Annotated in this window: 13 protein-coding genes; 1 reads left to right on the plus strand and 12 read right to left on the minus strand. The window is 47.1% G+C overall.

The window, feature by feature from the left end; genetic code table 11:
• Positions 1 to 37 precede the first annotated feature (37 nt).
• The 11 genes from CZ360_RS13160 to CZ360_RS13205 form a co-directional block, all read right to left on the minus strand.
• On the minus strand, positions 38 to 1,984 hold the full coding sequence (locus tag CZ360_RS13160) for a V-type ATP synthase subunit I (RefSeq protein ID WP_077534674.1): 1,947 nt from the start codon (positions 1,982 to 1,984) through the stop codon (positions 38 to 40).
• 23 nt (positions 1,985 to 2,007) lie between these two features.
• Positions 2,008 to 3,051, minus strand: a complete 1,044-nt coding sequence (locus CZ360_RS13165; protein WP_077534675.1) for a V-type ATPase subunit — start codon at positions 3,049 to 3,051, stop codon at positions 2,008 to 2,010.
• An 18-nt stretch (positions 3,052 to 3,069) separates the two neighbouring features.
• Complete coding sequence (locus tag CZ360_RS13170) at positions 3,070 to 3,390, minus strand: hypothetical protein (protein WP_077534676.1); 321 nt, start codon at positions 3,388 to 3,390, stop codon at positions 3,070 to 3,072.
• A 299-nt stretch (positions 3,391 to 3,689) separates the two neighbouring features.
• Positions 3,690 to 4,370 (minus strand): HD domain-containing protein, encoded by a 681-nt coding sequence (locus tag CZ360_RS13175; RefSeq protein WP_077534677.1) that lies wholly within the window; start codon positions 4,368 to 4,370, stop codon positions 3,690 to 3,692.
• 12 nt (positions 4,371 to 4,382) lie between these two features.
• Complete coding sequence (locus CZ360_RS13180) at positions 4,383 to 4,667, minus strand: hypothetical protein (RefSeq protein ID WP_229408062.1); 285 nt, start codon at positions 4,665 to 4,667, stop codon at positions 4,383 to 4,385.
• Positions 4,668 to 4,694: 27 nt separating this feature from the next.
• On the minus strand, positions 4,695 to 5,702 hold the full coding sequence (locus CZ360_RS13185) for an aldo/keto reductase (protein ID WP_077534851.1): 1,008 nt from the start codon (positions 5,700 to 5,702) through the stop codon (positions 4,695 to 4,697).
• An 86-nt stretch (positions 5,703 to 5,788) separates the two neighbouring features.
• Positions 5,789 to 5,944 (minus strand): hypothetical protein, encoded by a 156-nt coding sequence (locus tag CZ360_RS14125; RefSeq protein WP_159438307.1) that lies wholly within the window; start codon positions 5,942 to 5,944, stop codon positions 5,789 to 5,791.
• Between the two features lie 30 nt (positions 5,945 to 5,974).
• Entirely contained in the window at positions 5,975 to 7,342 is a 1,368-nt protein-coding gene (locus CZ360_RS13190) for an aldehyde dehydrogenase (protein ID WP_077534678.1), read from the minus strand.
• A 52-nt stretch (positions 7,343 to 7,394) separates the two neighbouring features.
• The gene (locus CZ360_RS13195; RefSeq protein WP_077534679.1) at positions 7,395 to 8,057 is read right to left on the minus strand and encodes a lysoplasmalogenase family protein; all 663 of its coding nucleotides are present in this window, start codon (positions 8,055 to 8,057) and stop codon (positions 7,395 to 7,397) included.
• A gap of 150 nt (positions 8,058 to 8,207) precedes the next feature.
• A complete protein-coding gene (putP, locus tag CZ360_RS13200) occupies positions 8,208 to 9,743 on the minus strand; it encodes a sodium/proline symporter PutP (protein WP_077534680.1) in 1,536 nt (511 codons plus the stop codon).
• Between the two features lie 271 nt (positions 9,744 to 10,014).
• Positions 10,015 to 10,737 carry a LytR/AlgR family response regulator transcription factor gene (locus CZ360_RS13205; protein ID WP_077534681.1) on the minus strand — a complete coding sequence of 241 codons (723 nt, stop codon included), beginning with the start codon at positions 10,735 to 10,737 and terminating at the stop codon, positions 10,015 to 10,017.
• Between the two features lie 240 nt (positions 10,738 to 10,977).
• Here CZ360_RS13205 and CZ360_RS13210 point away from each other — a divergent pair, with 240 nt between their 5' ends.
• Entirely contained in the window at positions 10,978 to 11,205 is a 228-nt protein-coding gene (locus tag CZ360_RS13210; RefSeq protein ID WP_077534682.1) for a hypothetical protein, read from the plus strand.
• A gap of 229 nt (positions 11,206 to 11,434) precedes the next feature.
• Here CZ360_RS13210 and CZ360_RS13215 read toward each other — a convergent pair whose 3' ends face one another.
• Positions 11,435 to 12,553 (minus strand): mandelate racemase/muconate lactonizing enzyme family protein, encoded by a 1,119-nt coding sequence (locus CZ360_RS13215; protein WP_077534683.1) that lies wholly within the window; start codon positions 12,551 to 12,553, stop codon positions 11,435 to 11,437.
• Between the last annotated feature and the right edge of the window lie 20 nt (positions 12,554 to 12,573).

A 12,573-nucleotide genomic window follows, 5' to 3' on the forward strand; every position in this document is an offset into this window, starting at 1 on the left:
TGTTCTATATCATTACAGGCTGCCGCCCGCAACAAGCTTAAGAATTCCCTTCGTTTTTAAAGTTTATTTTCACCGGCTCAAACGGTTTCCCGCTGCTCTCATAAAACCGGCTGAAGGTTTCATAATAGATCAGCCTCAGAACCTGGATACCGACAATCAACCCCTCCAGCGCCATGACAAAGATATTGCCAAAGACAATGACAATCGGGCTTCCAATTGTTCCCGCCATATGCGCAAAGGTCATTACTACCAGCATCAGTGCGGCATGGCTCAGGATAAAGCCGCCGATTCTCAAAAACGAAAGGGTATTCGTGCAGTAGCTCAGCAGGATGTCAAACATCTCAAACGAAGCGTCAACCACACTGAACTTCTCCTTTTCCGCCCTCTTCCTGCGCCGGTTCTTCACCATTTCGCCCAACGGCTCATGGAAGAACATCAGCACCAGCGGCAGAACAATCACCACGATGATAAAGACCGGGTTAAAGAGATTGACATTTAACAGCAGCATTAGTACAGCCGCAATAATTACGCCAAGATAAAATACTAGGCCGGCAATTCCATTCTGAGAAAACAGCGCCTTGCCGTATTCCTTTTTCTTCAGGCCGATGACAATATTAATTAGAATCGCGGCAGCCACTATGATAATCCCAACCACCAGCGACAGGATCAAAAGCATTGTTGAGGTATTGGAATCCAGAACATCCAGCGGGAAGATATTTCCTAGGCCAATTGCTGAGAAAAGCGGTTTAAAGCAGCCCTCAATCCCAAAGCAGGAACCGTACAGAAGCCCAAAAAGCATGCTCGCGATACCGCAGCGCATCAACGCGCGCCCGAGCATCATCTTTTTCCATTTCCACATCAGGATTCCTGCCAGGATTACGCAGATTCCCTGTCCAAAGTCCCCGAACATGATACCGAACAGCAATACATAAATAAAACCAATAAAACTCGTCGGATTAAAATCATAGTAACCCGGCAGACCGTACATGGTGACAAACATTTCAAACGGCTGGAAAAACCGGTTGGTACGCAGCTTGACCGGCGGCTCCACGTTCATTTCCCGCTTTACCTGCTCCTGCTCGCAAAGCACCTGGGTTAAATCGTCAAACAAAGAGACAAACTCCTTCGCCTTCCTTGTCGGGACAAATCCCTCCAGATAAAACCGTTTTCCCGAACAGGCCGCATAGCGACGGTAAGCAAAGGTATCGTGCAGCATTTTAATCTTGGAATATATCTGGTAAACCAGCACCTGATTCTTCTCCCTGAGCGCCTTGATTTCACTCCGGCATCGCTCGATTGCCTCTTCTTCAATTTGAATTTGGGTTTGAAGCGCCTCAATCGCAGCCTGCGGCGTTTCATGCGCATATTCCGAGATATCGATCCGCTCAAAATAGAGAGAGGCAAAAAGCTGGTCGATCTTTTCAATTTCCGTATTGGGCGCCAAATAAAAGCCCCAATAATAATCGTCGTCATGGTCAAAATCAAAGAAGAAAAAATCCCGGTCAGAAAAATATTCCAGCTTCATAAAGCTGTCTGCCGGCAACTTTCCAAACCGTGCCTTGGAGTTTTGGGAATCAACCAAATCCGTAAAGCGGATATTCAGTCCGTTTAGGTGCTGTACCTGCGCCAATGCCTGGCGGTGGTCAGTCAGCCGCTCCTTCAATTCAGATTTGTGCTGCCGGATTTCCACCAGCTCCTGCTTGATTTTCAGCAGATACTCCCTGACCTGCCCATCGTCCATCTCCAAACTGGAATAATCGTGGTAATCGGGTTCCAATATCAAGCTTCCCATTACCTCGGTTACAAGCTGGAGAATATCTGCATAGGGATTCTCCTCCCTCAAGGGAGAAAATCCCATCCCTTTGGCGACCCGGCCCGGCTGCTCTACATGGAATATGCCGCTGTTACAGCATCGAACCAGCGCCGCATCCAAAGAATCCAGCGTACCGACAAGATGCACTAGACTCATCTTTTCAATTGACATTCCGTTCACCGCCTCTGTGCGACTTAATTTATGATTAATTCCCTGATCTCATTTTCCGGAATTTGATAACGGATTCCTTCAATGATATGAAAAATATTATCCATTTCCACCCGGTTCAAGTGGTAATATGCGTAGAATACCACAGAAACATGGGTAGAAAAATGCAGGTAACGCCTGCACAGGGAATAATAATACCGCTTTGTATAGTCTTCAATATTCGGGAGCTCGCCCGGATCAAACCTGCTCTGATATTTGGTTTTGGCAAGCATTTCACTGAGCGCGGCCGCGTCCTTTGCCTCTACCATTTCCCGGATCTGCTCCGCGTGAATCTTGTAATAATAGGGATACAGGCTTTTGACAATCTCTTCCTGCGAGGCCTTCAGATACCGTTTACAGCGAAAAATATGCTCCAGGTTAATCAGCTCAACATTGATCCTGAGCAGGTCGAGCAGGTCTGTCTTTTCCTGCCCCTTGTAATTTTGCTCAACCATGGCAAAGGTCTGGCTGAAAAAGTATTCATAAAAGGCATGTTCACAGCCAATATAATCAATCCGTCCGTTTGCATCAGAAGGCGCAAACCGGCGGAGAATTGCCGCATAGCCGCTGTCCCGCAGCGCAAAGACCAGTTCGTCAAACTTTGTCGCCTTTGCCACAGCCATCATATCCACCTCAGAGCGCTGAATCAGGTAGCCCGGAAGATCGATAATAAAGGTCTGCGGATTTCCAGCCTTCAGCAGCAAAACCATTCTCAGAATTTCCCTGATCTCCTCCTCCATAATGACAACCTGAAACAAGCTGTTCCTTGTCAGGGGAAGATAATGATAAAGCTTCCCATATTGCTCAAACGCAGCCCGTCTCAGCATATTTTCCAACTGTCCGCGATGAATATTGTGTTCCGCAATATTGCTGAGCGTTTCGCTGTAGTGCGTCTGCGCTTTCAGATATGCCGCTACGTCCTGTACTGTCCTGCACCGCAGCATTTCCTGATACTGCTCTGGTGTGATATGTTTCCCATACATTGCGCGTGCTTTTGCCAGCACTGCATTATAAGCATTGGTGTTTGCCATTATGATCCCGCCTGACTATCATTTTTCGGAAGCTTTCAGCACCGACAGGACTACTGACGATACCCATTCTTCCCGGTTCCCCCGGTAAATTTTTTCCAGGCGCTTCCGTTCTTCCTCCGCCTTCTGATCGATCTCCGATTTCACTTCATCCGCGGCCTGCTGCTCAGAAGCCTCTAGCTTCGCAAGATAGGATTTTGCCTTTGCCTCCATCTCCCGCTCCAGTTGTTGTTTCTGTTCAGCTACCCGCAGGGCTTCCTCCTCTTTCTGCTTGACTGCTTCCTTGAGGCGTTGGTTGGCCTGTTGGTCAATCGACATGATTTTATCAAATAATTCCTTCATGCGCTGATCGACTCCTTCCCAAAATGTAATCAAAAGCTGTTCCAAAAGACAGGAGAACAGACCCGCTTGGGCCTGCTCTCCTTGATAACGGACACGACTCATGGTTTTTTAAAATCTAGTCTCAATGTGGGTTATGATCATCAGAGAGTTTCCATGAACTATCATCTATTCATATTTCTTAACAGTATATCATAATAGGCGCAAAAATGATAGATAATTTGAACAAATTGTGAATTATACCGAAATTTTATTCATAATTTCTCTGTTTTCCCTCTTGACTTTTCTGACCCAAAATTACTTTATAGCAATACCAGACCATTAATTTCCAATTTAAAAACCAATCCCAAAAACTCTGCGGCTTTTCGGCACAGCAGCATCCTGTTTAAGAAAATTTCAAAGTAGTCCATAACCGCGCAGATAGAGGTATCAATCCTGAGCTTTAACGTAAATGTTTTTTCCTCAGCGTCAAAGATTGTCTCAGATTCCTCAACCGCAAAGTTCACACGGTCGTGGATATCAAAGGTCGCAAGGTCGCTGTTCCGTACCCTGGTACGGCGCACATCGGTTTTATCCGCAAGGATCAGGGCGGCAGCCACCGCATTGACCGGAAAGGCAGTTCCCTCGTCATGATTGCCGATTGCCGTTATAACCAAGGCGATATCCTCTACCGGCATCCCCATTTTGTCAAGAATCCGGAACGCCATAATCGCGCCGCTCTGCGCGTGGTCGCATCGGTTAATCACATTGCCGATATCATGCATATATCCAGCAATTTTTACAAGATCACATTCCCGTTCGCTGTAGCCAAGCTTCTGAAGCAGCCCACTTGCCGTTACCGCGCATTTCATCACATGAGCAAAGGAATGCTCTGTAAACCCAATTGCACGCAGCGACTGGTCTGCCCGTTCAATGTATACCTTGATTTCTTCTGATTTCCGGACCTCTTCAAAAGTCACGGGAAGGCGTTTTTCTTCTCTCAATCCAGATTCCTCCTATGGTATCAGCCGCAAAGCCGCATAAAACAGTTCCAATAAATCGTCCCAGCCGTCTAATGGATAAGTTGCTCCGCCATTGACACTTTTATGCAGATTGCTGCAATATTCCTCGCCTGCCGCAAGCAGCTCTCCGGGTAAAACCGGATATCCGTATTCCCCTGCCAAGCGGCAAAAGGCTTCCATAGGCTCGCGCTCCGCCTGTGTTTTAAGCAGGGCGTCTTTCACATCCGGTTCCTTTCTGGCTTTCGCAAGAAGCCTGTCCATTCTTTCATTCACTGACATTGCAAATTACCCCCCAATTCGACAAAATCAAAGGAACGTGCGGTAATCCTCCAGATTCTTCTGCAGCAGCTCCGGTGTATTGAGCTGATAAGGACAATGGCTGACGCAATGGTTGCAGTGGACACAGTCCTCTATCCGCTTCATCTTTGCCTGACCGTCCTGCGACAGGAAGCGCTCGGACGGCGCGCGGCGCAGCAGCAGCGACATCCTGGCGCAGGTTGGGATATCAATCCGCGCGGGACATGGGAGGCAGTAGCCGCATCCCCGGCAGAAATCCCCTGATAGGTCTTCCCGTTCCTGCCGGATAAATTCCTCTAGCTCCTCTGTCATGCAGGGGATGTTGTCCTGATAGTAAAGAAATTCGTCCAGCTCTGATTCGCGCTGTATTCCCCAGATCGGGAGAACATTGTCAAATTGATTCAGATAGGCATAGGCAGCGTCAGAGCGCCTAATCAGTCCGCCGGATAGGGCCTTCATCGCGATAAAGCCCACATTTCTGTTCCTGCATAGCCGTACCAGCTCCAGGTCAGGTTTTCCGGCCAGGTAGCTGAATGGGAATTGGAGCGTATCATACAGTCCGGATTGTACCGCTTCCTTCGCGACCGGCGCACGATGGTTTGTAATTCCGATAAAACGAATCTTTCCCTGTTTCTTGGCTTCCGCCATTGCCTCATAAAGGCCGGAACCGTCTTCCGGCACCGGACAAAACGATGGGTTGTGGAACTGATAGATATCAATATAATCCGTTTTCAAAAGCGTTAGGCTGGTCTCCAGGTCTTTCCAGAATCCGTCCACAGTGGTGGACATCGTTTTGGTTGTAATTACGATCCTGTCCCGAACATCCTGCAATGCCTCGCCTATTTTTTCCTCGCTGTCCGAATAAGCCCGTGCGGTATCAAAGAAACGGATACCATTTTCATAAGCCTTCCGCAGCAGCTTCTTTGCTTCGTCCATGGATACCCTTTGAACCGGCAGCGCGCCAAATCCATTTTTGTTGACCTGAAGTCCGGTTCTTCCCAATGTCACATAGTTCATCTTTCTGACCATACCTTTGCGGCCGCAAAGGCTTCCTTTCTTGCAAAATCCGATTCGGTTGTGCGCATATTCCTTACTTCTCAGCCCTATGCCAGGAGATCCTTCCAGTTTTCCCCAAAATATTCCTGCAGCAGCAAGGTGATCTGGTTCTCCGTATATCCCATTTCAATCCAAATTTTCAGCCAAGTGCTCATAGCCAAATCTCGTTCTGAGACTTTCGGCAGATTTTCCGGATGATACATTCCGATTTCCCCTTTATCAACTTTATCCTTCTATTTTGTCAGCCTTTTCACCCAGCGGAGCTGGTCTTCCCGGTAAGGCGGGTACCGAAACGGCAGATCAAGATAGGGCTTTCCGACCAGGATACCCTTTGCATGGGTAAAGGTTTCAAAGCTGTAGCCTCCATGATAGCCGCCCATACCGCTGCCGCCTACCCCGCCGAACGGCAGATGGTGGTTTGCCAGATGCATCACCGTATCATTGATACATCCCCCGCCAAAGGAAATCTCGCTCATCACCTGTTCTGTAAACAGTTTGTCCGTACTGAACAGGTACAGCGCCAATGGCTTTGGACGCCGTTTGACCGTATCGATCATTTCGTTCCGGTCTCGGTAAGCAATGACAGGCAGGATCGGCCCGAAAATTTCTTCCTGCATAATTGGATCGTCAAACGACGCGCGGAAAAAGATCGTAGGCTCGATCTGCCGGGAATTCGGATTAGTCTTTCCGCCCCAACAATCCGTACAGGTATCAATATAATCGCTAAGCCGTTTAAAATGATGCTGGTTAATAATTTTTGGATAATCCGGATTTTCGAGCGCTTCCCCATAAAGCGCTTTGATCTGCTCCTTCAGCTTTTCCAGGAACGCTTTCTCCACCGTTCGATCCACCAAAACATAATCCGGCGCCACACAGGTTTGTCCGGCATTCAAAAATTTCCCCCAGGCAATCCGTTTGGCCGCCAAATCAAGCGGAGCTGTCCTGTCTACAATACAGGGGCTTTTTCCTCCTAGCTCCAGTACAACCGGCGTTACATGCCGGCTAGCGGCTTCCATGACGATTTTTCCGACCCGTTCGCTTCCAGTAAAGAAAATCAGGTCATATCTTTGTCCGAGCAGCTCGTCATAAGAAATCGATTCGGACACGCAGGCAATATATTCTTCCGAAAACGCTTCGGAAATAATTTTATGAATCACCTCTGCTACATGGGGGCTGCTGCGTGAGGGCTTGACCACAGCGCAGTTCCCTCCTGCTATCGCCCCGACAAGCGGAACCATGCAGAGCTGGAACGGATAGTTCCAGGGTGAGAGGATCAAAACGCTGCCAAACGGCTCTCGGTAAATACGGCTGGAGGAAGGGAAATGAGTGATCGGCGTTCCTACCCGCTTCGGTTTCATCCATCTGTGCAGATGCTTTAACGAGGTTTTGATTTCCTGCTTCACCATCTGAATCTCCGTCAAATAAGCCTCATATTCCGACTTATGCAAATCCTCAAAAAGCGCCGCGTAAATTTCATTCTCCCTTTCCTCCACCGCGCGGAGAAGGCGGGACAGCGCTTCGCGCCGAAATTTCTCCGGCTTAGTCCGGTTCTCACGAAAAAAAGTATTCTGCCTATCCATCAAATCCTTCATATCCCTCAGTAATCCTTCCTTCTGTGAAATTGCCAGGCCGGGAACGTCCTCAGCCTTCTCTTTAATAGAGGATACTCAACGCCAGGCAAAGCAGCCCTCCGTAATAGGTCAGCAGATTCCAAAATTTCCCGGAAACATATTTGGTCTGGTAGAAAAACAAAAACAGGATAATCATATCAGACACCAGGAACAAAAATGACCCTACCCCCAGCAGAATCGCCTGGTTGGACAGGCTTGTCATAGCAATCTGCGCGCCCTTTCCGCAAAGAGCGGAGACAAAGAAAGAGTAGATCAAAACACAGGGCAGCATGTTCTGAACATCCATCTTTTTCATCCTGGTGAGCAGGTAGGACACCCCTACCATCAGTACCGGGAAAATCAAATCTGTCCAGGAGAAGGATGCAATCCGGTAAAATGCTGTTAAAAAGAGGATATGCCCTATTAGGAAGGAGCCGACGCCGATTAAAAAGGTACGGTCAGACGGCTTCCGGTCATTGAAAGCAAGGCTGATATCCCCGCAGAGGCAGAGTACAAATCCCGGCAGCATACTGAAATAAAACCCAAAGTCCCGGCTGTAATAGGAGGCAATGGTCGCAATCCAGATAAAGCCCAGGCTCTGGATCGTTTTTACCAGCACATGGCGGCTTTTCCATTTCGGATGGTAGCAGGTAGCAATCAGCATTCCAAAAACAACTGCGTACAGGATCAGGACAACAGCCAGCATATAGGGCACCTCATTTCCGATTCAATAATCTTTTCTCTATTGTACACGATTTTTCTAAGTAAGGAAAGTGTTTTTCCTCGAAAAAACTGCAAATTAGAAAAACCAGGGAAAGAGAAATCCTTTCCCTGGTTCACTTTATGTAAAGAGCCTTTATTTCATTGCCTGAACCTGTTCAAATTCGTCGGTAATTTCTTTTGACGGCTTACCGGTCAGCAAGCTGACCGCTACAATAAAGATGCACGCCACCAAAAAGGCCGGAAGCAGCTCATAAATCCCCCATACGCCGCCCAGCGGGGCAATCAGGAATTTCCAGACAAATACCATGACGCCGCCTGACAGCATCCCGGCAAGCGCGCCCCATCGGTTAGAACGTTTCCAGAACAGTGCAAACAGCATAACCGGGCCAAAAGAAGCGCCGAAGCCCGCCCACGCAAAGGAAACAATCTGAAACACAGAGCTGTCCGGATCCTTCGCAATAAATGCGGCCACAACTGCAATTCCGATCAAGGTAGCCCGTGCAACAATCATTGTAGTTTTACTGCTCATATTGATCTTAAATACACCATTTAAGATATTCTGCGACATGCTGGAGGAAGCAGCCAAAAGCTGAGAGTCCGCAGTGGACATAGTGGAAGCCAGGATTCCGGCAAGGATCACGCCTGCCACCAGCGCGGCCAAAACCCCGTGCCGGCTTAAAAGATCAGCGACCTTCACGATAATTGTTTCTGAATTGGAGCCGGTCAAAGTCTCCAGTGCACCGACCTTGCTCATGGTTAAACCGACAACGCCGATCAACACCGCAACCCCCAGGGAAATTACAACCCAGATAGAAGCGATCCTACGAGATAGCTTCAGCTTCTTTTCATCTTCAATCGCCATAAACCGCAGCAGAATATGCGGCATTCCGAAATAGCCAAGCCCCCATGCCATCATGGAGACAATCTTTAGCAGGCCGTAGGGCTCCGCTGTGTTTTCAGCCACGTTATGGGTTTCAAACATTGTCAGGTAACCAGGCAGCGCTTTCGCGTTTTCGGTCACTGCATCCAGTCCTCCGGCAACACTGACGCCAAAGCCGATGACAATCAGCAGCGCAATCGACATGACAATGCTCTGGATAAAGTCCGTTGTGGAAGCAGCCAGGAAACCGCCCAGGGTGGTATAGCCAACGATTACTACAGCACTGATGATCATGGCAACCATGTAGTCTACCCCGAACAGACTCGCGAAGAGCTTCCCGCAGGCAGCAAACCCGGAAGCGGTATAAGGTACGAAGAAGATCAGGATAATCAGCGCGGAGATACACATCAGCAGCCTGCTTGAATCCCGGTAACGGTTGGAAAAGAAATCTGGAATCGTGATGGAGTTTCCCGCTACCTGAGTATACCGACGGATTCGTTTAGCCACTACCAGCCAGTTGATATAGGTGCCAACTGCCAAGCCGATTGCCGTCCATCCGGCATCCGCAATTCCGCTGAGGTAAGCAAGCCCCGGCAAGCCCATCAAAAGCCAGCTACTCATATCAGAGGCTTCTGCACTCATTGCTGTGACCAGCGGCCCGAGCTTTCTCCCACCCAGATAGAAATCATCGACTGTATTGTTCCGCTTAGTGCAAAGCAGCCCGACCACGATCATGCCAATCAAATAAACGGCGATCGCAGCCATCATACAAATTTGTTCTGTCGTCATAAATAGTCCTCTCTTTTCTGTATTTTTGCCAAAATCTGCGGCAACGTTATTCACAGTATACCACAAGAAAAAACAGACTGCAATACAGAATAAAAATGTTTCTCCGTCCGATTATTCTGACCGGAAACCTCTCTTTTACGTTCAAGAGCTCCGGCAATTCAGAACCATAAAAAACCTTGATATACAAAAAGGCATACCAAGGCTGTCAAGTCAACATTAAAATTACATGTCTTTGTCCTCCAAAGTATGAACAGTCATTTTTGTCCGATATTTAGCTGCCCGACATCCTTTGCGTTTTTCCGGCCATATAATCCAGATAGGTCTGACGCATCGCCTTCAAATCCCGTTGGCGAATTAGGACAGCCTCCCCTGTCATCAAAATAAATTGCTTGTCAACCTGACTAATATGATCCATATTAACCAGATAGCTCTGATGGCATCTCAGAAAGCGTTCGTCGTCCAATTCTTCTTCAATTACATCAAGGCGTTTATAGATCACATAATCTTCTCCATCCTGAGCATGGAGGATACACTTTGAATTATTGCTTTCTACAAATAAAATCTCGTTTTTCGGTATCTGAATAATTTTTGAGTGCCGCTTTATCTGATATGCGCTTGCATTCATCCCATGAGTCAGCCTGTCCAGTACCATACCCAATTTTTCAAAGCTATGCGGCTTGAGCAGGTAGCCGGCCGCACCGACGTCATAGCTATCCACCGCAAATTCCGGGGAGGCGGTTAGAAAGACAATATGCCCATAATATTTCAATCCTCTGAGCTTACAGGCTACGTCAATTCCCAAAACGTCATTCATGTAAATATCAAGGAAAACGATATCATACCAAGTCCCGGCTTCAATTTCACTGATCAGCTTGATACCATTCTCGTATTGTACCGCTTCGTAGTCGATCGACTTCTCTGTAAAATATTTCTGTAATAAATGAATAATAATTTCCCGGTCAATGGGATTATCATCACAAATAGCAATCCGCATCCTAAAACTTCCTTTCCGATTCCCAAAATATATTATAATTGATTGTCAGAAAAAAGAAAAGTCCCATATTTAGACAAAATAAAATCTTGGTAAAATTTTCCTGTTAATTTCATCAGAAATTATGACAATTTCAAAAAACTACTTTTTAAAATTTACAGGTATGCTATAATATCCAGCAATAACAGATGAAAAATAGTACACAGTTCATCACTTTAAATTTATCAGCATAGGAGAAGAAATATGATCAATTATCAGGTTGTTAAAGAGTCACTTTGGGATCAGTATCTTGGACATTATACCGCATTTGGAGTAAATGTGTATTTCAATCAGGGAGATGTAAAAGAAAAGATCACTTGTGTCTCTGACGTATTCCTCGATCAAGAAAAGGCGGATCAGTTTGTTTGCCATTGTAATCAAACGCAGTTGGATGTCGTGGATCTGCTGAGCGCGATTGAAGAGGCTATATAACATCAATTCATAACCGACATCATTGACCGGTTTCCAAACAGGTAACCACAATACAGAAATTATTTACCAGCATTTCGAAATACTACTGTGTATCCTTGTCATCTGTACCAAGCGGCAGGAAATATATCTATTGCCACAACAGGTTACCCGAAATAAAAAACAGAAGGCGAATCTTGCCTTCTGTTTTTTATTGTAATCATGTTCTAAACCCACCAAAAATTACCGCCATTCAGGACACGCGGTATTTCTCTACAGTCTCCCAATTCAATTCTACGCCGAATCCCGGTGAATCAGGAATAGATACCCACCCGTCTTTTACCTGAATCGGTTCCGCAATAAGCTGCCGGCTCAGCACTGTTTCCTGTCCGCAATATTCCAAATATAGTGCGTTTGGCAAAGCGGCGATAAACTGCAGGGTAGCAGACATTAACAGCCCGCTTTTAAAGTTATGCGGAATGATAGGGATGCCGGATCTGCAAGCCAAATCTCTTATTTTCCTCGCCGCCGTCAACCCGCCGCAGCGGCTCATATCGGGCTGGAGAATATCAACGCAGCCCTCCCGAATATATGTGTCAAATTCATCGACATGGCACAGCTCTTCCCCGGCGGTAATATTCAGTGCAGTCTCGCTGCGCAGTTTGCTGAAATCCGCCTTGCGTTCCACACAAAACGGTTCTTCTACCCAAAAAACATTGTATTCTTCAAAGGCATGACAGGTATTGAGCGCTATTTTGTAGTCATCCCAACCCATTGCAATGTCAATCATCAGCTTTTTCTCAGATCCCAAGGCTTCTCTCGCCGCCCGAATCAATGCAATATCCCTTTTCGGATCCTGTCCCAAAGAACCCCATCCAAATTTAATGCCGGAATAGCCCTGCACCATATGGTAATCAACCAGCTTTTTCACTTCCTCCTCGGTTTCGGGCATCAGGATACTGATATATGCCGGTATCTTTTCCCGGCAGCTTCCGCCGATTAGTTGAGAAACAGGCCGATGGAGCGCTTTCCCCATAATATCCCACAAAGCCATATCAATTCCGCTGATTGCATGCATCACAACCCCGCCGCGTCCCTGATAATAGCTATAATGATACATTTTGTTCCACAGCCGTTCAATGTCGAGAGGATTTTCTCCTAACAGGATGTTCTTTAATCCCCTGCACGCGCTGTGGGAATCCGGCATTTCAATTGCAGCTTTCACCAAAAACGGAGCTGAATCCACCTCGGCTATCCCGGTAATTCCTTCATCTGTATGCACCAGGATAATTACGGAATCCTGTGTTCCGTCCCCAATCAAGGAAATTTCCGGCTGTCTGACGATGATTGCCTCCACATCAGTTATCTTCATCTTGTTTCTCTCCTTCTAGC

The organism is Massiliimalia massiliensis (assembly GCF_900155615.1).
GTDB lineage: Bacteria > Bacillota > Clostridia > Oscillospirales > Ruminococcaceae > Massiliimalia > Massiliimalia massiliensis.

Bases quoted from the DNA above. Each gene is read 5' to 3' on its own strand.
- CZ360_RS13160 (WP_077534674.1), bottom strand. From the start codon at position 1,984: ATGTCAATTGAAAAGATGAGTCTAGTGCATCTTGTCGGTACGCTGGAT.
- CZ360_RS13165 (WP_077534675.1), bottom strand. From the start codon at position 3,051: ATGGCAAACACCAATGCTTATAATGCAGTGCTGGCAAAAGCACGCGCA.
- CZ360_RS13170 (WP_077534676.1), bottom strand. From the start codon at position 3,390: ATGAAGGAATTATTTGATAAAATCATGTCGATTGACCAACAGGCCAAC.
- CZ360_RS13180 (WP_229408062.1), bottom strand. From the start codon at position 4,667: ATGTCAGTGAATGAAAGAATGGACAGGCTTCTTGCGAAAGCCAGAAAG.
- CZ360_RS13185 (WP_077534851.1), bottom strand. From the start codon at position 5,702: ATGAACTATGTGACATTGGGAAGAACCGGACTTCAGGTCAACAAAAAT.
- CZ360_RS14125 (WP_159438307.1), bottom strand. From the start codon at position 5,944: ATGTATCATCCGGAAAATCTGCCGAAAGTCTCAGAACGAGATTTGGCT.
- CZ360_RS13195 (WP_077534679.1), bottom strand. From the start codon at position 8,057: ATGCTGGCTGTTGTCCTGATCCTGTACGCAGTTGTTTTTGGAATGCTG.
- putP (WP_077534680.1), bottom strand. From the start codon at position 9,743: ATGACGACAGAACAAATTTGTATGATGGCTGCGATCGCCGTTTATTTG.
- CZ360_RS13205 (WP_077534681.1), bottom strand. From the start codon at position 10,737: ATGCGGATTGCTATTTGTGATGATAATCCCATTGACCGGGAAATTATT.
- CZ360_RS13210 (WP_077534682.1), top strand. From the start codon at position 10,978: ATGATCAATTATCAGGTTGTTAAAGAGTCACTTTGGGATCAGTATCTT.
- CZ360_RS13215 (WP_077534683.1), bottom strand. From the start codon at position 12,553: ATGAAGATAACTGATGTGGAGGCAATCATCGTCAGACAGCCGGAAATT.